The sequence below is a fragment of the Allobosea sp. 05T439 genome (genome assembly GCF_056396005.1).
In genome coordinates, this window is the sequence record NZ_JBFTKP010000005.1 from 22943 (window position 1) to 44381 (window position 21439).

At 64.4% G+C, this 21439-nt stretch carries 23 protein-coding genes; 14 read left to right on the top strand and 9 right to left on the bottom strand.

The features are described 5' to 3' along the window. Positions 1 to 5: 5 nt before the first annotated feature. The 4 genes from AC1DIO_RS07155 (at position 6) to AC1DIO_RS07170 (ending at position 4070) form a co-directional block, all read left to right on the top strand. Positions 6 to 305 (top strand): autorepressor SdpR family transcription factor, encoded by a 300-nt coding sequence (locus AC1DIO_RS07155; RefSeq protein WP_476853282.1) that lies wholly within the window; start codon positions 6 to 8, stop codon positions 303 to 305. Next, complete coding sequence (locus AC1DIO_RS07160) at positions 302 to 964, top strand: SdpI family protein (protein ID WP_441504944.1); 663 nt, start codon at positions 302 to 304, stop codon at positions 962 to 964. The genes AC1DIO_RS07155 and AC1DIO_RS07160 overlap by 4 nt, the downstream gene beginning before the upstream one ends. Before the next feature lie 170 nt (positions 965 to 1134). Beyond that, positions 1135 to 2958 (top strand): translational GTPase TypA, encoded by a 1824-nt coding sequence (gene typA / locus AC1DIO_RS07165; RefSeq protein ID WP_441490594.1) that lies wholly within the window; start codon positions 1135 to 1137, stop codon positions 2956 to 2958. A gap of 173 nt (positions 2959 to 3131) precedes the next feature. Beyond that, positions 3132 to 4070: an aldo/keto reductase gene (locus AC1DIO_RS07170; RefSeq protein WP_441504945.1), complete on the top strand. Its 939-nt coding sequence runs from the start codon at positions 3132 to 3134 to the stop codon at positions 4068 to 4070. 91 nt (positions 4071 to 4161) lie between these two features. Here AC1DIO_RS07170 and AC1DIO_RS07175 read toward each other — a convergent pair whose 3' ends face one another. Continuing rightward, on the bottom strand, positions 4162 to 4827 hold the full coding sequence (locus AC1DIO_RS07175; RefSeq protein ID WP_441504946.1) for a nitroreductase family protein: 666 nt from the start codon (positions 4825 to 4827) through the stop codon (positions 4162 to 4164). Positions 4828 to 4922: 95 nt separating this feature from the next. On the opposite strand from AC1DIO_RS07175, the gene polA reads away from it, so the two are divergent. The 5 genes from polA (at position 4923) to AC1DIO_RS07200 (ending at position 11578) form a co-directional block, all read left to right on the top strand. Then, a complete protein-coding gene (gene polA / locus AC1DIO_RS07180) occupies positions 4923 to 7964 on the top strand; it encodes a DNA polymerase I (protein WP_476853283.1) in 3042 nt (1013 codons plus the stop codon). Between the two features lie 86 nt (positions 7965 to 8050). Then, positions 8051 to 9184 carry an AI-2E family transporter gene (locus AC1DIO_RS07185; RefSeq protein WP_441504948.1) on the top strand — a complete coding sequence of 378 codons (1134 nt, stop codon included), beginning with the start codon at positions 8051 to 8053 and terminating at the stop codon, positions 9182 to 9184. 114 nt (positions 9185 to 9298) lie between these two features. Beyond that, positions 9299 to 9661, top strand: coding sequence for a glycine zipper domain-containing protein (locus tag AC1DIO_RS07190; RefSeq protein WP_441504949.1), 363 nt, complete (start codon positions 9299 to 9301; stop codon positions 9659 to 9661). 4 nt (positions 9662 to 9665) lie between these two features. Continuing rightward, on the top strand, positions 9666 to 10091 hold the full coding sequence (locus AC1DIO_RS07195) for a hypothetical protein (protein ID WP_441490588.1): 426 nt from the start codon (positions 9666 to 9668) through the stop codon (positions 10089 to 10091). A gap of 116 nt (positions 10092 to 10207) precedes the next feature. Continuing rightward, the gene (locus AC1DIO_RS07200) at positions 10208 to 11578 is read left to right on the top strand and encodes a sensor histidine kinase (RefSeq protein WP_476853284.1); all 1371 of its coding nucleotides are present in this window, start codon (positions 10208 to 10210) and stop codon (positions 11576 to 11578) included. Positions 11579 to 11636: 58 nt separating this feature from the next. Here AC1DIO_RS07200 and AC1DIO_RS07205 read toward each other — a convergent pair whose 3' ends face one another. Then, positions 11637 to 11996, bottom strand: coding sequence for a response regulator (locus tag AC1DIO_RS07205; RefSeq protein ID WP_069878378.1), 360 nt, complete (start codon positions 11994 to 11996; stop codon positions 11637 to 11639). Positions 11997 to 12190: 194 nt separating this feature from the next. Further along, a complete protein-coding gene (locus AC1DIO_RS07210; protein ID WP_441490585.1) occupies positions 12191 to 12709 on the bottom strand; it encodes a DUF992 domain-containing protein in 519 nt (172 codons plus the stop codon). Between the two features lie 84 nt (positions 12710 to 12793). Between AC1DIO_RS07210 and AC1DIO_RS07215 the strand changes: the two genes are divergently transcribed. After that, entirely contained in the window at positions 12794 to 13084 is a 291-nt protein-coding gene (locus AC1DIO_RS07215) for a hypothetical protein (RefSeq protein WP_441504951.1), read from the top strand. 14 nt (positions 13085 to 13098) lie between these two features. Here AC1DIO_RS07215 and AC1DIO_RS07220 read toward each other — a convergent pair whose 3' ends face one another. Continuing rightward, positions 13099 to 13662, bottom strand: a complete 564-nt coding sequence (locus tag AC1DIO_RS07220; RefSeq protein WP_441504952.1) for an extensin-like domain-containing protein — start codon at positions 13660 to 13662, stop codon at positions 13099 to 13101. A 307-nt stretch (positions 13663 to 13969) separates the two neighbouring features. After that, positions 13970 to 14122 (bottom strand): hypothetical protein, encoded by a 153-nt coding sequence (locus tag AC1DIO_RS07225; protein WP_441504953.1) that lies wholly within the window; start codon positions 14120 to 14122, stop codon positions 13970 to 13972. Between the two features lie 167 nt (positions 14123 to 14289). Here AC1DIO_RS07225 and AC1DIO_RS07230 point away from each other — a divergent pair, with 167 nt between their 5' ends. Continuing rightward, positions 14290 to 14460, top strand: a complete 171-nt coding sequence (locus AC1DIO_RS07230) for a DUF1328 domain-containing protein (protein WP_441504954.1) — start codon at positions 14290 to 14292, stop codon at positions 14458 to 14460. 163 nt (positions 14461 to 14623) lie between these two features. Here the strand turns inward: AC1DIO_RS07230 and AC1DIO_RS07235 are convergent, their stop codons facing one another. Beyond that, positions 14624 to 15415, bottom strand: a complete 792-nt coding sequence (locus AC1DIO_RS07235) for a response regulator (RefSeq protein ID WP_113516876.1) — start codon at positions 15413 to 15415, stop codon at positions 14624 to 14626. A gap of 240 nt (positions 15416 to 15655) precedes the next feature. On the opposite strand from AC1DIO_RS07235, the gene AC1DIO_RS07240 reads away from it, so the two are divergent. The 3 genes from AC1DIO_RS07240 to AC1DIO_RS07250 are packed head-to-tail and all read left to right on the top strand — an operon-like array spanning position 15656 to position 18067. Beyond that, entirely contained in the window at positions 15656 to 15874 is a 219-nt protein-coding gene (locus AC1DIO_RS07240) for a NepR family anti-sigma factor (RefSeq protein WP_441504955.1), read from the top strand. Then, on the top strand, positions 15861 to 16421 hold the full coding sequence (locus AC1DIO_RS07245; RefSeq protein WP_043234959.1) for a sigma-70 family RNA polymerase sigma factor: 561 nt from the start codon (positions 15861 to 15863) through the stop codon (positions 16419 to 16421). Before AC1DIO_RS07240 ends, AC1DIO_RS07245 begins: the two co-directional genes overlap by 14 nt. Further along, entirely contained in the window at positions 16421 to 18067 is a 1647-nt protein-coding gene (locus tag AC1DIO_RS07250) for a sensor histidine kinase (protein ID WP_441504956.1), read from the top strand. Before AC1DIO_RS07245 ends, AC1DIO_RS07250 begins: the two co-directional genes overlap by 1 nt. 6 nt (positions 18068 to 18073) lie before the next feature. On the opposite strand, the gene AC1DIO_RS07255 is transcribed toward AC1DIO_RS07250, so the two are convergent. The 3 genes from AC1DIO_RS07255 to AC1DIO_RS07265 all read right to left on the bottom strand — a co-directional run bounded on the left by AC1DIO_RS07255 (position 18074) and on the right by AC1DIO_RS07265 (position 21288). Then, positions 18074 to 18955, bottom strand: a complete 882-nt coding sequence (locus AC1DIO_RS07255) for a transglutaminase family protein (RefSeq protein WP_441504957.1) — start codon at positions 18953 to 18955, stop codon at positions 18074 to 18076. A 158-nt stretch (positions 18956 to 19113) separates the two neighbouring features. Further along, a complete protein-coding gene (locus AC1DIO_RS07260) occupies positions 19114 to 19392 on the bottom strand; it encodes a hypothetical protein (RefSeq protein WP_441504958.1) in 279 nt (92 codons plus the stop codon). A gap of 120 nt (positions 19393 to 19512) precedes the next feature. Then, complete coding sequence (locus AC1DIO_RS07265; protein ID WP_441504959.1) at positions 19513 to 21288, bottom strand: ABC transporter ATP-binding protein/permease; 1776 nt, start codon at positions 21286 to 21288, stop codon at positions 19513 to 19515. Positions 21289 to 21439 lie beyond the last annotated feature (151 nt).

Genomic DNA, 21439 nt, shown 5'->3' on the forward strand with positions numbered 1-21439 from the left:
TGAACATGGTCTTCAAAGCGCTCTCCGACCCGACACGCCGTGAAATCCTGCGGCTGCTGCGCGAACGGGACATGACGGCCGGAGAKATCGCGGCCCGTTTCAACCTCGCCAAACCCACCTTGTCCGGCCATTTCGCCGTCTTGCGCGAGGCGGACCTGATCCAGAGCGACAAGCTCGGCACCACCATCACCTACCGCCTGAACCTGTCCGTGCTCGAAGAGGCAATGTGTCTGTTCCTCGACCATTTCGGGCTCGCTCTCGAACCGAGGCCTCGCGCGGCCAAACCAAAGGACGCTCAATCATGATCCGCTCCACCATGACCCTGAGCCTTGCCGTCCTCGGCAGCATGCTCGTCGCTTCGACCTATGCGTTGATGCATGTGTCGCCCGATGCCCGGATCGCCATTCATTTCGGGATCGACGGCCAGCCAGACGGCTTCGCCGGGCCCTGGGTGGCGTTCCTCAGCCTGCCCGTCATCGCGGGGTTCGTCACGGCACTGTTCGCGCTGCTGCCGCGCATGGAGCTCCGCGCCGACAATCTTGCCCGCTCCGGCAAGGCCTACACCGCAACATGGAGCGCCGTTATGCTCATGATCGCGGCGTGCCACGCGCTTCTGATTGCGCACGCACTTGGGTATGCGGCCGATGTTCCACGCCTGGTGACCGCGATGCTCGGCCTCTTCCTGGTCGTCACCGGCAATGTCGCAGCCAAGACGCGCTCGATGCAGCTATTTGGCGTCAGGACGCCATGGACGCTTTCGGACGAGCGGGTCTGGCAGAGGACCCACAGGCTCTATGGCTGGGGCTCCGTCTGCCTCGGCCTTGCCCTCTTCGGCCTCGCGCTGGGCGCCGCGGCACCCCTCGTCCTGGCCACGGCCACGCTGCTCGGGCTGGCCGCCCTGATGGCCGCAACCTTCAGCTATTCCTATTGGGTCTGGCGGCAATTGCAGACCACCGCCCGCTGAGTTTCATGCGCCAGCGCTGCCCCTGTTGCCGGGCAGCTGTCGATCAAGGTTGCCCAAACGCCCTCTAGCGTTTATGTGCAGCGCAACGAATTCCAGAATCCCATACGAAAGTGAACTGCGCCGGCCGGGCTTTCCGCGCCGGCTCGCGGTCCTGAAAAGGTACCCCACGCATGTCCATGCGAAATATCGCCATCATCGCCCACGTCGATCATGGCAAGACGACTCTGGTCGACAAGCTGCTCCAGCAGTCGGGTACCTATCGCGAAAACCAGCGCGTGATCGAGCGCGTGATGGATTCCAACGAGCTCGAGAAAGAGCGCGGCATCACCATCCTGGCCAAGGCCACTTCCGTGGTCTGGAAGGATACGCGCATCAACATCGTCGACACTCCGGGCCACGCCGATTTCGGCGGCGAGGTCGAGCGCATCCTGAACATGGTCGACTCCGCCATCGTGCTGGTCGACGCGGCCGAAGGCCCGATGCCCCAGACCAAGTTCGTCGTCTCCAAGGCACTGAAGCTTGGCCTGCGCCCGATCGTGGCGATCAACAAGGTCGACAAGCCCGACGCTCGCGTCCAGGAAGTCATCAACGAGGTCTTCGATCTCTTCGCCGCGCTCGACGCCAATGACGAGCAGCTCGATTTCCCGATCCTCTACGGTTCGGGCAAGCAGGGCTGGATGGCGCATGATCCGGCCGGTCCGCAGGACCAGGGCCTTGCCCCGATGTACGACCTGATCCTCAGCCATGTGCCCGAGCCCCGCATCGAGGAAGGCCCGTTCCGGATGCTCGGCACGCTGCTCGAGGCCAACCCCTATCTCGGCCGCATCATCACCGGCCGCGTCGTCTCCGGCACGGCCAAGCCGAACCAGACCATCAAGGTGCTGTCGGGCGACGGTACCGTCGTCGAGACCGGCCGTATCAGCAAGATCCTGGCCTTCCGCGGGCTCGAGCGCACGCCGATCGAAGAAGCCATTCCCGGCGACATCGTCTCGATCGCCGGCCTGGTGAAGGGTTCGGTCGCCGACACCTTCTGCGACCCGTCGGTCGAGACCGCGATCAAGGCGCAGCCGATCGATCCGCCGACCGTGTCGATGACCTTCATGGTCAACGATTCCCCGCTGGCCGGCACCGAGGGCGACAAGGTCACCACCCGCGTCATCCGCGACCGGCTCCTGAAGGAGGCCGAGGGCAATGTCGCGCTCAAGGTCGAGGAAGCCGCCGACAAGGACAGCTACATCGTCTCCGGCCGCGGCGAATTGCAGCTTGCCATCCTGATCGAGCAGATGCGGCGCGAGGGCTTCGAGCTCGGCGTCTCGCGCCCCCGCGTCGTGCTGAAGCGCGGCGAGGACGGCCAGCTGCTCGAGCCGATCGAAGAGGTCGTGATCGACGTCGACGAGGAGCATTCCGGCGTCGTCGTGCAGAAGATGTCGGAGCGCAAGGCCGATATGCTTGAGATGCGGCCTTCGGGCGGCAATCGCCTGCGTCTGGTCTTCCACGCTCCGACCCGCGGCCTGATCGGCTACCAGGGCGAGCTGCTCACCGACACGCGCGGCACCGCCATCATGAACCGGTTGTTTCATGCCTACCTGCCCTACAAGGGCGAGATCGGCGGGCGCCGCAACGGCGTGCTGATCGCGATGGAAACCGGCGAGGCCGTGGCCTATGCACTGTGGAACCTCGAGGATCGCGGCCCGATGATGATCGAGCCCGGCTGGAAGGTCTATCAGGGCATGATCGTCGGCGAGCACACCCGCGAGAACGATCTCGAGGTGAACGTGCTCAAGGGCAAGAAGCTCACCAACATCCGCACCACCTCGAAGGACGAGGCCGTGCGCCTGACACCGCCGATCCGGATGACGCTGGAGCGTTCGCTCGCCTGGATCGACGACGACGAGCTGGTCGAAGTGACGCCGAAGTCGATCCGCCTGCGCAAGGGCGTGCTCGACCCCAACGAGCGCAAGCGCTCGCAGAAGCAGAAGGAAGCGGTGGCGTAACGGCTACTGCAGAATGGCCGGGCCCCTCGCCCGGCCATTTTTCGTTGTGAACGACCTGGCATCTGCGGGCTTCTGCGAACCTGCGCCTCGCGCAGCCCGCGAATGACGATAGCGGCGATTGCCACGTCGCCTTGGCTCTGATCCTCTGCCGCACTCTCTGGGAGGATCACATCATGCTTACCCGCAATCTCGGCCGTACCGGCCTGCGCGTTTCGCTCGTCGGCCTCGGCTGCAACAATTTCGGCGGCCGGATCGATCTCGAGGCGGCCCGCAAGGTCGTCGACAAGGCGATCGAGTGCGGCATCACCCTGTTCGACACTGCCGACATCTATGGCGCGCGCGGCGGCTCGGAGACGGCTCTCGGCGAACTCCTGGGCGCACGCCGCAAGGACATCGTGCTGGCGACCAAGTTCGGCATGGACATGGATGCCGAGGGCATCAAGAAGGGCGGCTCGCGGCGCTATATCGTGGAGGCCGTAGAGGCTTCGCTGAAGCGGCTGAAGACGGACTGGATCGACCTCTACCAGATCCACCGGCCGGACCCGCTGACCCCCATCGAGGAAACGCTGCGCACGCTCGAGGACCTGATCCGCCAAGGCAAGGTGCGCTATATCGGCTGCTCGAACCTGCCGAGCTGGCAGGTCGCCGATGCCTACTGGACGGCGCGCAACCATGGCATCGAGGGCTTTGCCTCCTGCCAGGACGAGTACAGCCTGTTGGTGCGCGGCGCGGAAAAGGAGCTGATTCCGGCTGCCCGCCATTTTGGCATGGGGCTCCTGCCGTATTTCCCGCTCGCGAACGGCATGCTCACCGGCAAATACAAGCGCAATCAGCCGATGCCGGACGGCGCGCGCATGACGCGTGAGGCCCAGCGCGCCAACGAGGTCCTGACCGAGACGAACTGGCAGAAGACCGAGAAGCTCTCCGCCTTCTGCGAGAAGCACGGCAAGACGATGGTCGAGCTGGCCTTCTCCTGGCTGGCGGCTCAGCCCGTCGTTTCCAGCGTCATCGCGGGCGCCACCAGGCCGGAGCAGATCGAAGCCAATGTGGAGGCCGCGAGCTGGACGCTCAATGCCGATGAACTGGCTGAGATCGACGCGATCACCGCGTAAGCCGGCGGGGCCCCTGAGCCCAGATAGGGTCCGTCATGGCCAAGTCCGCTCCGACCATGCGCGCCCCTCGCCAATCGAGGCTCCGACCCAGTCAAAGGAAACTCGCGATCTCCTCCAGCGGCTTCTTGCCGATCGCCGGAACGAGGCAGTCATCGGCGGGATAGCCGACGACGAGCAGGATCAACGCCTTCTCATTGTCCGGCCGCCCGCAGATCTCGTTMAGGAAATTCATCGGCGCCGGCGTATGGGTCAGGGTCGCGAGCCCGGCATCGTGCAGCGCCGCAATCAGGAAGCCGGTCGCGATGCCGACCGATTCCGGTACGTAATAGTGCTTCACCTTGCGGCCCTGCGCATCATAACCCCAGCGTTGCGCAAAGATTGCGATCAGCCAGGGTGCCTCTTCGAGGAAGGGCTTGCTGTCGTCGGTGCCGAGATGGGCAAGCGCACCGAGCCATTCCTCGCCGGCCCGACCGGCATAGAAGGCACGCTCCTCCTCTTCCGCCCCCTCTCGGATCAGCTTCTTGCGCTCCGGATCGGAGATGCAGACGAAGGTCCAGGGCTGCTGGTTCGCACCGGACGGAGCGGTTCCGGCGGCCCGAACCGCCGTCTCGATCAGTTCGCGCGCAACCGGCCGCTGCGAATAGTCGCGCACCGTGCGGCGCTTGCGCATGCGGGCAAGGAAGGCCTCGGCGCGCCCCTGCATCTGATCCTCGGGAACCCCCTCGAAAACCAGAGGCATGGTGACGTAGGGACTCATGACGTTTCGCTCCTGACGTGTTTTGGCGCAGCTTGCTGCGAATCGCGCCCCGGATGCAATGGACCCGGCCGCGCCGCCCGCATAAGGTCCGCGCCATGAGCACGACCGCACCAGACCTCAAGCCCGGCGACCATCTCTTTCTCGTCGACGGCTCGAACTTCATCTTCCGCGCCTATTTCCAGTCGATCAATCAGGACCGGAAGTATCTTTCGCGCTCGGATGGACTGCCCTCCGGCGCAGTGAGGCTGTTTGCGACCAAGCTCTTCCAGTTCGTGCGCGAGGGCGTGCTCGGCGTGAAGCCGACCCACCTCGCCATCGTCTTCGACAAGACGGAGAACTCGTTCCGCAAGGCTCTCTACCCGGCCTATAAGGGCAATCGCTCCGAGCCCCCGGCCGACCTGATTCCGCAGTTCCCGCTGATGCGAGAGGCGGTCCGTGCCTTCGGCCTGATCCCGGTCGAGCAGGATGTCTACGAGGCCGACGACCTGATCGCGACCTATGCCAGGCAGGCGCGCGAGGCTGGGGCCGACGTGCTGATCGTCTCGGCCGACAAGGACCTGATGCAACTCGTGCGGCCGGGCGTCGCCATGTACGACCCTGCCTCCGGCGACGCATCGAAGGGCAAGGGCTTTCGTGCCGAGCGCAAGATCGGCGAGCCCGAGGTGGTCGAGTATTTCGGCGTGACGCCCGACAAGGTCCTCGACGTGCAGGCGCTTGCCGGCGATGCCACCGACAATGTGCCGGGCGCACCCGGGATCGGCATCAAGACCGCTGCCCAGCTCATCGGCGAGTTCGGCGATCTGGAGACGTTGCTGGCGCGCGCCGGCGAGATCAAGCAGCCGAAGCGCCGGGAGACGCTGACCAATCCCGAGGTGGTCGAGAAGGTCCGGATCTCGCACAAGCTCGTCACCCTGGTCGACGATGTCGCGGTCGAGACACCGCTTGCCGACCTGACACTGAACCAGCCCGATCCGGCCAGGCTGGTCGCCTTTCTCAAGGCGATGGAGTTCACCACCATCACCAAGCGCGTTGCCGAGGCCTACGAGGTCGATGTCGCGGCAGTCGACCCCGACCCGGCGCTCGCACCCGGCGGATCGCGTGCAGCCGAGCTCAAGGCGCTCTATGCCGGCACGGACGGACCGGCCGGTGACGCGATCGCCGCCACGACCAACGGAACGGTCGCGGCTCCAGGCTCGGCGCAAGCGCCCATCGCGGCAGCCTCCGCGACAGATGGCTGGATGAAGCCGACCGATCTCGTGGCACAGCGGCGCGACGAGGTCGCGAAGCTGCCGATCGACCGCTCGACCTATGAATGCGTGCGCACGCTCGCCGATCTCCAGCGCTGGATCGCGTGGTCCTATGAGGCCGGCCAGGTCGCGCTCGACACCGAGACGAACTCGCTTGATGCGATGCAGGCCGATCTCATCGGCATCTCGCTCGCCGTCGCGCCAGGCCGCGCCTGCTATATCCCGTTGCAGCATCGCGGCGGCACCGACCTGTTCGGCGGTGGTATGCTGGAGGGCCAGATTCCCGTCGCCGACGCAGTCGCGGCGCTGAAACCGCTGCTTGCCGATAGCGGCGTGCTGAAGATCGGCCAGAACCTGAAATACGACCTGCTCGTCCTGCAGCGTCACGGGCTCGCCGTGTCCCCGATCGAGGACACGATGCTGATCTCCTATGCGCTCGATGCCGGCAATAACAGCCACGGCATGGACAAGCTCTCGGAGCTGCATCTTGGCCACGAGACCATCCCCTATTCGCAGGTCGCGGGCACCGGCAAGGCACAGGTGACCTTCGACAAGATCGATCTGGAAAAGGCGACCGCCTATGCGGCGGAGGATGCCGACGTCACCTTGCGGCTCTGGCGCGCGCTCCGGCCCCGCCTGACAGCCGAAAGCAAGACCACCGTCTATGAGACGCTCGAACGGCCCCTGGTCGCCGTTCTCGCGCGCATGGAAGGCCGCGGCATCGCCATCGACCGGCAGATCCTGTCGCGGCTCTCGGGCGACTTCGCGCAGGGGCTCGCGCGGCTCGAGGATGAGATCTACGAGATCGCCGGCGAGAAGTTCACGATCGGCAGTCCCAAGCAGCTCGGTGACATCCTGTTCGGCAAGATGGGACTCGCTGGCGCCAAGAAGACCGCGACCGGACAATGGGCGACCGGCGCCGGCGTACTCGAAGATCTCGCAGAGCAGGGCCACCCGCTGCCGTCGAAGATCCTGGAATGGCGCCAGCTCGCCAAGCTGAAGTCGACCTATACCGATTCACTGCCGGCCTACGTGAACCCGGCGACCAACCGGGTGCACACGTCCTATGCCCTGGCTGCGACGACGACGGGGCGGCTCTCCTCCTCTGAGCCCAATCTCCAGAACATCCCGATCCGCACCGAAGCGGGTCGCAAGATCCGCACGGCCTTCATTCCGGAGAAGGGTCACAAACTGATCTCGGCCGACTACAGCCAGATCGAGTTGCGCCTTCTCGCCCATATCGCGGACATACCGCAGCTCCGGCAGGCCTTTGCCGACGGCATCGACATCCACGCCATGACCGCGTCGGAAATGTTTGGCGTGCCGGTCGCGGGCATGCCGAGCGAGGTGCGCAGGCGGGCCAAGGCGATCAATTTCGGCATCATCTACGGCATCTCGGCCTTCGGCCTCGCCAATCAGCTCGGCATCGGGCGCGAGGAAGCGGGCGCCTATATCCGCAAGTATTTCGAGCGCTTCCCCGGCATCCGCGACTATATGGATCAGACCAAGACGGCGGTCAGAGCGAACGGTCATGTCACCACGATTTTCGGCCGGGTCTGCCATTTCCCGGCCGTCGCCTCGAAGAACCCGTCCGAGCGCGCCTTTGTCGAGCGTCAGGCGATCAACGCACCGATCCAGGGCTCGGCGGCCGACATCATCCGCCGTGCCATGATCCGGATGGAAGGAGCCCTGACTGAGGCCAGGCTCGATGCCCGCATGCTGCTGCAGGTGCATGACGAGCTCGTTTTCGAAGTGCCAGACGCGCAGGTCGAGGCAACCTTGCCGGTGATCACCAAGGTGATGGTTGAGGCGCCGCACCCGGCGGTACAGCTGCGAGTGCCGCTCCAGGTCGATGCGCGCGCGGCCGGCAATTGGGACGAGGCGCACTGACCGAGAGCCAGACCGGGCGGGAACCAGAGCGGCCGCACTGACGTTATCGTTCCGTCGTGCCTCGGCGCGCGCGGGGGTAACGCATCATGCTCAACACGTCGGCCTGGAGGCCTTTTCCGCGCTATATGGTGGAGCCTGAGGTCGTTGAGGAGGAGAGCGGCCGCACCGTCACGCCTTACGAGCATGACCTGATCCTGCGTTATGCCATCGTCGGCATTTTCGTGATCCTAGCCACTGCGGCACTCTCCATCACCAAGGTTATTGCCCTGCCTGTCACCGCGGGGGTGATCTTCGGCCTCGTGCTCGGCCCGGTCGTCGACTGGCTGGTGCGCCATGGCGTGCCGCAGCTCCTGGCTGCCTTTATCGTGGTCCTTGTCGGCGTGTTGCTCCTGATCGGTTCCCTGACGGTGCTGGCAGTGCCGATCGCAAGCTGGAGCGATCAGTTCCCGGCCATGCTGGCCGCGCTGCGCTCGAAACTGGCCGGCGTCCTTGTCTTCATGGACGAATTCAAGAAGATGGCGGCCAGCCTCTCCGGCAAGAGCGGCGTGGAACTGAACGTCTCACAAGGCAATCCGCTCTTCGATATCGCGCTCGGCTCCTCCACTGCCGCCGGCGGGCTGCTGATCTTCGTGGCGACAGTGTATTTCTGGCTGGCGACCCGCCGGATTTTCAAGGCGCGCGTCCTCAGGCTCTGCCTCGGCCATGGCGCACGCCGGTCCGCCGGATCCTTCTTCGAGGAGATCGAAGTGCGGGTCGCCCGCTATTTCGGCCTCGTCACTCTGATCAATCTCGGCATGGGCCTGGCCTCGATGGCGATCGCCTGGCTCGCTGGACTCCCCTTTCCGGTGTTCTGGGGTGCGCTCGCCTTCCTCCTCAACTATCTCGCCTTCATTGGCCCGATCATCGTCACAGTGATGCTGTTTGCCGGCGCCCTGCTCGATGCGCCTTCGCTCCTCAGCGCGGCCTGGCCGGCAGCCACCTATTTCGTGCTCCACCTTCTCGAGGGGAACGCGATCACCCCCGTCTTCGTTGGCCGTACGCTGACGGTGTCGCCCTTCCTGGTCTTCATCGGCTTCATCTTCTGGCTCTGGCTCTGGGGGCCGGCAGGCGCAGTGCTCTCGACTCCGATCCTCCTCGTTGCCATGGTGGCGCAAGAGGAGTTCGCGCGGTATCGCAAGACGCAGCTTGACGACGCTGGCGAGGAGACCAAACCGGCTTAACGGCCGGGCTGATCACCGAGCAGTTCGCGGAACCGGAGCGAGGATGGCGCGTTGCCACCATGACGCGTCGATTTCTCGACGGAACCGGTTTTCCAGACATAGGGAACGACAGACATGGCCAAGACCGCCACTTCCGCGAAGCGTCAGGCGGAGACCTCCGTCAAGAGCGCCGGGGATGAGATCGCAGCCGGCGCCGACGACATCGCCAAGCGCGCGACTACAGCCGGGCGCCGCGTTCGCGGCGAAGCCGAGAATGTCGAGGAGAGCCTGTCTCGCAGCGCCGAAGACCTCGCGGCGACGGTGAGCGAAAAGCTCAGGGCCGTCGGGGTCGATACCGACAAGATGGTCGACGTCGCCAAGGAGCAGGCGACCGAATTGCAGCGCCTGATCGTCGCGGAAATTCAGGAACGCCCGTTGCGCGCGCTTGGCTTGGCCGCAGCGGTCGGTCTGTTCGTCGGCTTCCTTTCGGCACGCTGAGATCATGATCGGGGGGCTGGGAGCACTGCTGGCGTCGGAAATCCGCGGCAGGGTGAAGCGCAATATCGTCGTCTACGGCCTGTACGGGTTGGCGGTCCTGCTGATGATCTGCGCCGTCGGCTTCGCGCTCGGCGCCCTGCATGCGGTGCTGGAGCTGCATTATGGCAAGGTCCAGGCGAGCCTGATCATCGCCGGCGGGCTGGTTATTGCCGGTCTGCTGGTCTTCGCGATCGCGGCTTTCATCAACAGCCGTCGCCGGCCGCCCCCGCCCTTCGCTGCAACCGCCCTGGCCGCCGCTCCGGTCGCGGCCTCGCTGCTGAGCTCCCGCAAGAAGTGGAGCACCGTTCTCGTCGGCGGCGTGGTGATCCTGGGCGCGATCCTCGGACGTCAGCTTTTCAAGGGGGACGATGGCGCCGAGGGAGAGAGCTGAGAACCTCGCTTCGGAGCCCCGTCGCGGCGTCCTCATAGGCGTAGCGCGGCCCTGAGGATGGACGATCCTGTCTTTTTACATAGGGATTGTGACTTCGGTCGGCTATCACGGTGCCCATGTCCGCCCAAGCAAGGCCGCAAGGCCCGATCTTTCTATCGCCATTGCCGACGCTGGCCCGGCGGCTGCGCTCCGCGACCACGACCATTGCTGCTATCACCGTCGTCGGGGTTGCGATCATCCTGGCGGCCTGGATCAATTCGCAAGCGATCGAAACATCGCGCGAGGTGGCTCATTCGGTCGAGATTCGCGAACAGGCCGAACGCCTGCTCGGGCACATGCGGGATGCTGAAACCGGGCAGCGCGGCTATATGCTGACTGGTACGACACCTTACCTTGCCCCCTATACCTCTGGCCGCGCGGCCGCTCCGTCCGACCTCGAAGCGCTTGAGCGCCTCGTCTCCGACGACAAGCAGCAGAGCGAGCGGGTGGCCTTGGTGCGCGCCCAGATGGCCCGCAAATTCGAGGAACTCGAGGCAGCGATAGCGCTTGCTCGCGAAGGCCGGCAGGCTGAGGCGCTGGCGCAAATCCGCGACGGGCACGGCATTGCGGCGATGGACGAACTCCGCGGGACAATCCAGCAGATCCAGCTCGCCGAGAATATCAAGCTGGTCGCCTTAAGCAGCCGTGAGGAGCGCCGCCGGCTCTGGGCAAGCATCGGAATCGTGGTGGCGCTGGCAGGGCTCGCATTCGCGGCATGGCTGCAGGTCCGTACGCGCCAGCGCCGCTCTGCAGCGCTCGCGATGACCAATACGGAACTCGAACAGATCGTCAGTGAGCGCACGCAGCAGCTCGAAGCGGAGCGATTGCGCATCGAGGCGCTTCTGCGTGACGTCAACCACCGCGTTGGCAACAACCTCGCCATGGTTTCCGCGCTGCTCAATGTTCAGAGCCGGCAGACGCGCGAGCCAGCGGTGAAGGCGGCCCTCGCCCAGGCGCAATCGCGCATCCAGGCGATCGCCGCCGGACAGYGCCGGCTGCGTCTCGACATCGAGACCGACGAGATCGACGCCCGGCCCTATATGGAGGACCTGCTGGACGAGATCGGCAAGGCGGCGGAGGGCCGCCCCATCTCGATAGATCTCGATATGGATTCGATCCGGCTGCCCGGGCGCGACGCGGTCTCCTTCGTGGTGATCGTCAACGAGCTCGTCACCAACGCGATCAAACATGCCTTTCCCGGGAACATGACCGGGCGGGTCGTCATTCGCTTCGGCAGAGGTGACGGCACCGAAGCCCCGACACTCGTCCTGACGATCGAAGATGACGGCGTTGGAATGCCGCCCCAGGCCGAGGCCAAGGGGCTGGGTCAGACGGTCATTGCGAGCCTGTTGCGCAGCATGCGGGCAACCATGGATGTCGCCGCCCGCACCCCGGGCACAGAGCGCCCTGGAACCCGGGTCACGTTGATATTCCCTAAGAGAGACTGAGCGCAACGTGAGCTGAACCGACCGCGGGAGCTGCCCGGAACGGAGCCGCCGGGTGCCGTCAGTTCGCCTTCAACGCCCGAGATACGAAGCTTGCAATCTCGCGCGTCGAGAATGGCTTGCGCAGAAAACGCACCTGGCGCAACGCGTCCGGCACATCGCCCGGTGTCGCACCGGACACGAACGCGATCGGCGTCCCCTTGCTGAGCAGGCTCTTGGCAACGTCGAACGTCTTGCCGCCGACAACGTCGATGTCCAGCAATGCGCAGGAAACCGGCGAGCCGATGGCGCGCCGAGCCTCCTCGACGGAACCGACAATGATGAGCTCGGCATCCTCGCCGAGCTTGTCCATCACGGCATACTCGATATCCATCGCGATGAACGGGTCGTCCTCGACGATCAGGATGCGGATCTGGCTCATCAATCCCGCGTCCTTTCTCGACCTGCCATGGAACTTTCGCCTCTGGGTGAAGAACGCGGCGAAGCATGGCGTTGTTCCGGCACGCGGGACGCACCGCGACGGAAAGCTCCAAATTGAGCTAAACATGCGGCAAGAAGGTTATCGAAGCGTAACCCTTTGCAGAAGCCTCTCCGTCTTGAGCAAGTTGCGAGACATCAGCGGCGCCCACGCGACGGAGAAGACGACGGCGCGAGCGTAAGCTCGAGACCGGTAACGCCGACGGCGACATTGAAGCCGCGCAGGGTCTGCAGTGAGAGAGGCTGCAGCGTGACATCCTTCTCGACGCCGCCGATGAGCATGTTCACCGATCCTCCCGTCCCCGCCGAAGCGCCGGCGCTTGCGCCAACATAAGTGCCCGCCAACGCCCCCAGAGGGGCTCGCGCATAGGGACCAAAGACACGCCAGCCCATGCTGCTGCGCTTGAACGAGCCGACATCGAGCCCGAAACCGCGCACAACGCCGGTATAGCGCTGCACGGGCCCGCGGCGCGGCGTAAAGCGGCACTCCATGGGCTTCTGCGATGTCACGATAAGGTTGAGTGCGCCGCCGACATGGCAACTCAGCCGACCTGCCGGGGCCCCGCTCTGCGCGTTCGCAGCCGTGGTTGTAAGAGCGCTCAAAGCGGCAACGCAGAACGCGGTTGCGGCGACAATTTTGGCAGGCCGATGGATCATGACGAATCTCCTGACAACATGGTTACCAAAAAATGCCGCAATAGCTCCACAGTTCCCAATCAGTCTGGAACCTAGGCAGGAGCGTTGCGTTCCAATTCCGCCCCTGGACGGAAACGTGAGATGTTCACTCGTATTAGCCCTCCTCTGCAAGCGACGCTGATCCCGACAGGCAGCGAGCCGGATCGGCTCCCTCCCTTTTGGGAACTTGAGGATTTGATTGCGTCGGGATTCGACCAAACCACGGCGCTCGATATTCTCGCGATCCGCCGCGCGCAGGCCGAGACCGGCCGGGTTCCTGTGGCCCTGTTTCGCCCAAGCGATCCCTGGCGGCTCACCCGCGTCGAACTCGACGAAATCTCCGACAACGTCGCTTGAGCGACGGCACACCGTCATTGGCAGAAGCGCGCCGCGGCTGAGCGGCGCGGCTGAATATCGACATGCAGATGATTGGCATGGGCGGCGTCCGAGCCCGGGCCTAGGCTGGTCGCGAAAGCCCCGCACGCCGATTGCCTCACCGACTTCAAAAAACGGTCCTGAGCCAATCCTGCCGGCTTCTCGACCATGACACGAACACTGCCCGACCGTTCCTCGCCCATGACAAAAGCGAAGATATCGAGCGCCTGACCCGTCGCATGCTCACTGACCGGGCCGGCCGTCGAGCGGTTGCGCCGACGGCACTCATAGCCACCTCCAACCTGAAGACGCGAGAGATCCCGCCCAAAATGCCCTCGGGCGAGGGGCTGGACGGTATCGTCAAGCCACTGCGAAACCGTCGTCGCCATGGCACAGCTGATCGTGACCGGCGGCGCGAAGACAACCTTCCCCGGCCCGTCGCTCGCACGGTAGGCAAGCGCCTCCACGACGACCGGCTCCTGCACCCGGCAGGCCGGGTCCGTTGCCCGGTACTGCTTCGCATCGGGTTGACGAATGCGATTGCCCGCGATGGCTGCCAATGCCCGCATGCAGGCGCCGTCTCCGGGCGGAGTAGGAGTAGAGGTGACGGGTGACTGCGGTTCGACCGGCTTCGCAGGCGACTGTTCCGCGGGAGCCGACACGGAGGGCAGCGCAGGCGAAGGTATAGCCAAATCCCGAGGGCGCGGTGGCGGCACGCCAATGGGCGCAGAGCGCTCCGTCTGAGTTCGTGGGGCCGGCTCGGCCTTGGAAGGCGTGCCAAGGGGCAACATGGCGGCCACCGCGCCAATGCAGCACACCCGCACTACCAGCCCCATGCCCCTGGACGTCATCGCAGCATTCCCTCCTTCAATCAGGCCCCGTCACGATTTCAGCAGGGAGAGGCGCAAGCGGTGCAACGACGAGAAGGACAGCCAGAGTGATCAGCGCGCTGGTTCCCACGTAACTGCCAAATAAAATGGATGCGTCCGTCGTAAGCGGAAAGATATCGAGCAGAATCATCCTTGTCGTTCTCGGCGTCCTTCAAATTTCGGAACGCACCTGAGGCAACGCGGGGTGTGTAAAACTTGTTCCCTTCACCACTCGTCCGCCCCGGGCCACCAAGGCGGAACTTTTGCGGCGGCAGAACCGTTGCTTCAACGATGCATGTTGAATTCTGAGGTTTCTCGATGTCCGGGTGGGCCGTGACATTCCTGATCGCAGCGCTTGTTGCGGCGATGCTGGCTTTTGGCGGTGTGCCGGGGCTGGCGACAATGGCCGCAAGGATCGTTTTCTTCGCTGCGCTCGCCGGAGCGGCCATCACCGGCCTGATTGCAATAACCAAGGGGCGGCGGTCGTGAGGCGGCCACGCGCCACGAGAGATGTCATGAAATGGATTGCGCCGATGATCGTCGCCTTGCCGTTTCCGGCACTTCTGATCGTCTATTTTCTGGGCTGGTAAGACGCACGAAAAAGGGTCCGTTGCGCCATGACGCCACGGACCCGCTGTCATACTGAGCTGTATCAGGCGGCCTTGCGACCGGCGCGCCGGTCAAAGAACAGCGCCTGACTGATCGCCGCCTTCACCGCTTCCGGCTGGAATGGCTTGGTGATCAGGAAGGCAGGCTCGGGCCGGTCTCCGGTCAGCAGGCGTTCCGGATAGGCCGTGATGAAGATCACCGGGACGTCGATTGCGCTCAGGATCTCATTGACGGCTTCGAGGCCGGAACTGCCGTCAGCAAGCTGGATGTCGGCCAGCACCAGGCCCGGCCGCTTCTTCGCGACAGATGCGATCGCCTCGCGATGGGTCCGGGCGACACCGGTCACCGTATGTCCGAGCTCTTCGACCATCGTTTCGATATCGAGCGCGATGATGGGCTCGTCTTCGATGATCAGCACGTCGGTGGCGACCTGATCGGCGATTTCCTGTCCCGCGACCTGGACGAGATTTGCCACTTCCGCCGCGGAGACCTCCATGATCGCAGCGACCTCATCGAGCGAAAAGCCCTCAACGGTGCGCAGCAGGAAGGCCTGCCGTGGACGCGGCGTCAGCGCACTGAGATTGCGCTCGGCCGACGAGCGCTCCACACCGCCCGAAGACTGGTTGTTGATGCCGACCGACGACCAGAGCTTCAGGAAAGTCCTGTACAGTCCGGTGCGGGCATCGACGTCCCGCGGAAAGGAATTTGGATCGACGACGAGCGCTTCGAGCATTTCAACGACATAGGCATCGCCACTCGCCTGCGTGCCGTTCAGAGCTCGCGCGAAGCGGCGCAGATAGGGCAGATGCGGGGCAATTTCCTTCGCAATCGACATTGATTGGTCCTTCTTCAACCTGCCGAAAGTGAGCACCCGCAACGTGTTTCTGACAAGCAATTTATTTTACGATTTGCCCGGAACTTTTCTGAAACTAGACCGTTATCTGGCAGCATACGTGTCAATGATGCTCCCGGCGGATCATGATCGGCCGGGATGTTGATGACGGTTGAACAGGGCAATCCGGCCGCCCCTGCAGCAAGAGCGGAGCGGTGTCGGCGCGAGGGTATGATGAGTGGTATGAAGATCGAGATGCCAGAGCCGAACGGGGGCGAAGAGACGGATTTCGAAGCCATTCTGGACCCCAGGGTTCAGGAGTCGATCGGCCGGTCGCTGAAGGCGCATTACGACGATCTGATCAACGCACCCATCCCCGACAAATTCCTGGTTCTGCTGGCGCAGCTGGAAGCCAAGGAAAGCCGTTCATCCGCTGAGGAAGCAAGTGATGAGCGCCCCTGAATTCAAGGACGGCCTGATCAAGGAAATCCCGAACCTGCGTGCCTTTGCGGCGTCGCTTTCGGGTTCGATGCAGCTCGCGGACGATCTGGTGCAGGACACCCTGCTCAAGGCCTGGGGCAATTCGGACAAGTTCGAACCGGGCACCAGCCTGCGCGCCTGGCTCTTTACCATCCTGCGCAACACCTACTACTCGCTTTACCGCAAGCGCGGCCGCGAGGTGCAGGACAGTGAAGGCACCTATGCCGAGCGCATGGCGGTGCACGGCAACCAGGAGAGCCATCTCGATCTTGCAGATTTCCGCAAGGCTCTGGCCAAGCTTCCGGAGGAGCAGCGGGAAGTGCTGATCATGGTCGGCGCAACGGGCCTTTCCTATGAGGAGGCTGCTGAAATCTGCGGCGTCGCGATCGGCACCATCAAGAGCCGCGTCAACAGGGCGCGCACCAAGCTTGCGGAGCTGCTGTCGATCAAAGGTCTCGATGATCTCGGGCCCGATCGTCAGAGCGCGGCGGCGGTTCACAGGACCAGCTCCGAACCCATCCGACCCTAATGCGACTGGCGCGGTTCAAGACCGTCCGCGGCAGGCTTCTCGCCCTGCTGGTCGCAATCGCGTTGCCGATCGCCTGCCTGTCGGCGATCGCGGCGATCACGACCTATCGAACGGTCATCGCCTCAATTCAGACTTTCCAGATCCGCACGGCGGACGACTATGCCGTGCGCGCTCGCGTCTGGTATCGCGGCGCCTTGCGCTCGTTGCTGACGGCGGCCGCGGCCGTCGGCACGTCGAGCAGCGGGGATTGCGATGCGGCCGCCCAAGAGATTCTGAAGCGGGTAACCGGCTACAGCGCCCTTCACCTCAAGATGCGCAACGGCGAGATCTGCTCGGTCTCGCTCGATCCGCATGTCACGTCTGCCAAGCTTGCCGCGACCGCAGAGCGACTGAGCGCCAAACCACCGGTCCGCATCTGGGCAGGCACGGAACTGGCGACCGTGCGTTATGACGATCTCATCCTCGATCGGCAGCGCTATCTCGCAGTCTATGCTCATAGTAACGATCCCGAACAGCCTGCGCAGGAAGCTCTGCTGCTCGCCGACTCCGACCTGCTCAACAAGGTCTTCGACCTCGGCGAGAGCGATGAAAGCCTTGCGGTCGCGCTGATCCATCGGGGCAGCGGAATCGTCACCAGCCGGGGAGCCGATGAAGGCGACGAGTCCTGGCTGCCGGCGCAGGAAGTGGTGCCCGAGGTCAAGGCCCGCTGGGAGGCGGCAAGCAGGGCCGGACCCAACCGCGCCTATGCCGCCCGCATGGTTGCCGAGCCTGACCTCTATGTGATCGCGAGTTTCGACAACGCAGCCGAACGTGCGGCCCAGACGCAGTTCCTCATTTTGCTGCTGACCCCGCTCCTCACCCTCGCCTTGCTCTGCTTCGTCTACCTGCGCGCAATCGACCGGCATTGCGTGCGCTGGCTGCGCGGCATCGAAACGGCGGCCAGGACACGTGCGAAACTCTCGAGTGCCCGGGCCCCGATTGCGGCGGATATGCCGAGCGACATGCGGAGCGTGGCGGAGGCCTTCAATGCGATGGTCGAGGAGGAGGAGGTGCGGCAGCGCAAGCTCTCGAACGCCCTCGACGACAATCGCTTCCTGGTGCGCGAGCTGCATCACCGGGTGAAGAACAGCCTGCAGGTCGTCCAGAGTTATATCGGGCTGACCAAGCGCGATTCCCGCGGCGAAGCCAGGCTAGCGCTCGCCGACGCCGAATGCCGCGTCCACGTCCTCTCGGCAGCCTATCGCTTCACGCTCGCCGATGGAGAAATGCAGCCTGTCCGCGTCGACCTGTTCCTCGACGACGTCATGACGATGATCTCGAACCTCATCCGCCGCCGCGACCAGGGCCTGATCAGCCAGATCGAGACCATGTCGTCCCTTTCTGTCGACCGGATCATTCCGCTCGGCTTCCTGATCGTCGACGTGGTGGGGCGCGCCTTGCGGCACGGACCGGGCCTCACCGTGACGGTCACCGCTACCGATATCGATGAGGAGACCATCGAGATCAGCATCAAGGCGGATCGCGAGATCGACCATGCCGAGCCCCCCAAGCTCTTCGCCGGTCTCCTGACACAGATCGCGGCGACCGAGGTCTCCGCGCCGGGCGGGCGCTCACTGGGCTCCTGGCGCATCGTGCATCGGGACTGAGCCTGCTCAGCAGGCGTCCGTCTCGACCGGCTCGATGCTGACCCCAACGTTCAAGCCAAGGAAGGCTCCGGCGAGCCCGGTATAGCTGCCGGAGACCGGCGATGCGTCCTCAGGAACGCGGGCGACGGCGATGCGCAGCAATTGGCGGTCCGCCACCAGATCATTGGTCGGATCGAACTCGACCCAGCCGTCGAAGGGGATGAAGACGTCGGCCCAAGCATGCGTCAGGCCGGCCGGTGAGACGAGGCCGCCGCCTTCCAGGGTACGCTCGTGAATATAACCGGTCACGAACCGGGCAGCGAAGCCCAGGCGGCGCGCCAGCTCGATAAACAGCCACGCATAGTCACGGCAGGAGCCGCTCCCCAGCTGTAGTGTGTCGAGCGGGTGTTGTGTGCCCTCGTCATAGCGAATGGCGTAGCTCAATGCGTCATTGATGGCATGAGCGAGATCCCGCAACAGGTGCCCGGTGCCGGTGCCGCTCCGCGCGCGAAAGGCGAGAAGCCATTGGTCGAGGGCGCCATCCGGATCGGCGCTCGCCAGAGCCAGATAGGGCTGTAGCGCCGCGCGTTCGGAGGGGGTGTAGACAACCCCCGTCATGGCCGCGTCCGACGCGAGCACCGGGCTCGGAAGGGCCGGTCCGAAGCGCTCGACCACCAGTTCGCTGACGATGTCGAGGCTGTCGGCCTGCCCCTCGAAGCTCGCGATGGCAACCGAATTGCCATAGGCATCATGCATCCAGCGCAACTGCGCCGCCGGAGTGATGCTGAGCGCGGTTTCCACGACGCGCAGGTCGAAACTGTCCCGCGGCCTCAGCATCAGGCGATGCGGTCCGAACCCGACCGGCTGGGCGTAGCGATAGGTCGTCGCGTGACGGATACGCAGCTGCACAGAACCCTCCCGGCCAAGCGATGCGCCTCATGGCAGTCAGCGCGGCCACGGACAAAACAAGCCGCCCGAAGGCGGCTTCACGCGTGACAAGCGCGCGGGGCTCCCGTCGCACCGCGACCGAGCGCCCCTGATTGCGCTATCCCGCAGTAGGTTCCGGCTCAGCGAATAACGCTGGCGATCGGCCCGGCCACGCGAGCCTCCTGGGAGCTCGCGATGGCGCGCTTGGTCCGATCGGCGACCCTCTGGGCGGGATCCACCGATGCCAGCTGGCTATCCGTCGGGACGTTGTTTCGAATCTTGGCCTCCGCGACGGAGGTCGAACTTTGATCGGTCGCGCTCTGGAGAGCCGAGCCGAAGGTCAGCGTGGCCACCACCGCGCCCATGATTCCAAAGAAGGCGAAGGCGCGTTTGATGGGGGCAAGGCTGTCATTCAACATCTGTCTCTCCCTACGCCACGACCGGTCACCATTGACCGGTTTACGTCGAAGAGAACGCGACGCCGCCCGTTCGGTTCCCGTTGTGCGGGTGGCAGCGATCACGAAACCGGGAGCGGCGGTTCAGGCCTCCTCGTCCTCGTTGGCGGGCTGACGGCTGCGAAACAGCCGCCAGAGCGACTTCCCGATCCGGCGCGAGCTCAAATGCGCGCCGGCGAGACGCTTCTCCAGGGTGATCTTGCGGTCATGGAAATCCTCGAGGCCGGGGCGGTGACCGACACTGATGACTGTCGCGTGTGCGAGCTCGCCTTCGAACAGTCCAAGGAGCGAATTCTGGCTGTCCTCATCGAGGGCCGAAGTCGCCTCGTCCATGATGATGATATCGGGCTTCTGGATCAGCAAGCGCACGAAGGCGACGCGCTGACGCTCGCCGCCGGACAGGACGCGATCCCAATTATCCTCCTCGTTCAGGCGCTTGGCCATGTAGGCCAGGCCGCAGCGCCGAAGGGCGGCAATGATGGTCTCGTCGCTGACGGGGATGTCGGAATCGGGATAGAGCAGGACTGTCCTGAAATTGCCGAGGGGCAAGTAGGGCTTCTGCGGCACGAAGGCGATGCTCTTGCCGCGAGGCACCTGGATCGAGCCTGAACCCCAGGGCCAGAGGCCGGCCAGCGACCGGATCAGCGTGCTCTTGCCGGAGCCGCTCTCGCCAACGATCAGAACTTTCTCGCCGAGTTCGATGATAACCGTCGCGTCTGCGATGACGATGCGCCCATTGCTGTGCGCCAGCGAGAGCTCCTTGATATGAATCGCGCCGTCATCACTCTCGCCGAGCGAGATCTGGGTCTCGCCGACCATGATCGTGCCGACATCGAGCGCCTCCAGCTCTTCGACAAGCTCGTCGACCCGAATGACGGAGGCAAACCACTCGGCCAGCCTGACGAAGTTGTCGACGAACCAGATCAGCGCGGCCTGAACGGCGCTGAACGCCGCGACGACCTGCATCACGGCCCCGAGCGTAACCTCGCCCGAGAGATATTTTGGCGCGATCAGCAGCAGCGGCACGATCGGAAACAAGGCACCATTGGTGTTGAGCACCAATGCGATCACGCCTTGTTGGCGAATGACGCGGAGCCAGGCGGCCAGGACGCGGCCATAGTTCTCGCCAACCGATGCTCGCTCGTCGGCATCGCCCTTGATCAGGGCAATGCTCTCGGCATTCTCGCGCAATCGCGTCATTTCTGCCCGGAACTGGGCCTCGGCCTCGTTCTTGGCCGCAATGCGAGCGACCAGCGGTCGTCCGGTGAGATAGGCCGCGAGCGACGCGACCGCCGCATAGACGATCGCGGCCAGCGCCATGTAGCTCGGGATCACGACCGCCACGCCACCGAGCGTGAAGTGAGCTGAGCCTGCGACCTGCCAGAGGATGGCGGCGAAGGTCGCGGCCGTCACCGCCGCGCTGATCAACCCGATCGCGAATTCGGCGAGCGGCTCGATCGCGAGCCGGACGTCATCTGCGATCCGGTATTCGGGAGCCGTCTGCCTCTTGGTGAGGAAGCCGAGCCGATAATAGCGCTGATCAGCGATCCACCAGCCGGCGAGACGCCTGGTCAGGTCCTCCCGCCATCGCGCCTGGAGCAGCATGCGGCTGATCACGAGGGCAGACAGCGACAGGCTGAATGCGATGACCAGCGCCGGCAGCCAGGCGATCACCGACCAGACAGCGCCGGTATCGCGCTTTTCAAGCGCATCGAAGAAGTACCGGTTCCAGCTATTGATGCCGACGGCGCTCGCCGTCTGCGCAGCGACGAAAACCAGCACCGCTATCGTCAGAACCCAGGCGCGCAACCGGGTCTCACCGCTCCAGAACCGCAGCGCGATGCGGAAAAACTGCCGCATGCGCGACCGCCTGGATGGTTGCGGTGTCTCAGCCATGGCCTTGCAACTCCCGCCCGAGATGTCATTGACCGGAGCATCATCGCGAGGTGTCGCAATCATAAACCGGAGGCTGGAGATCGGCACGCTCCACGGCGCTAGAACGCCGCAACGC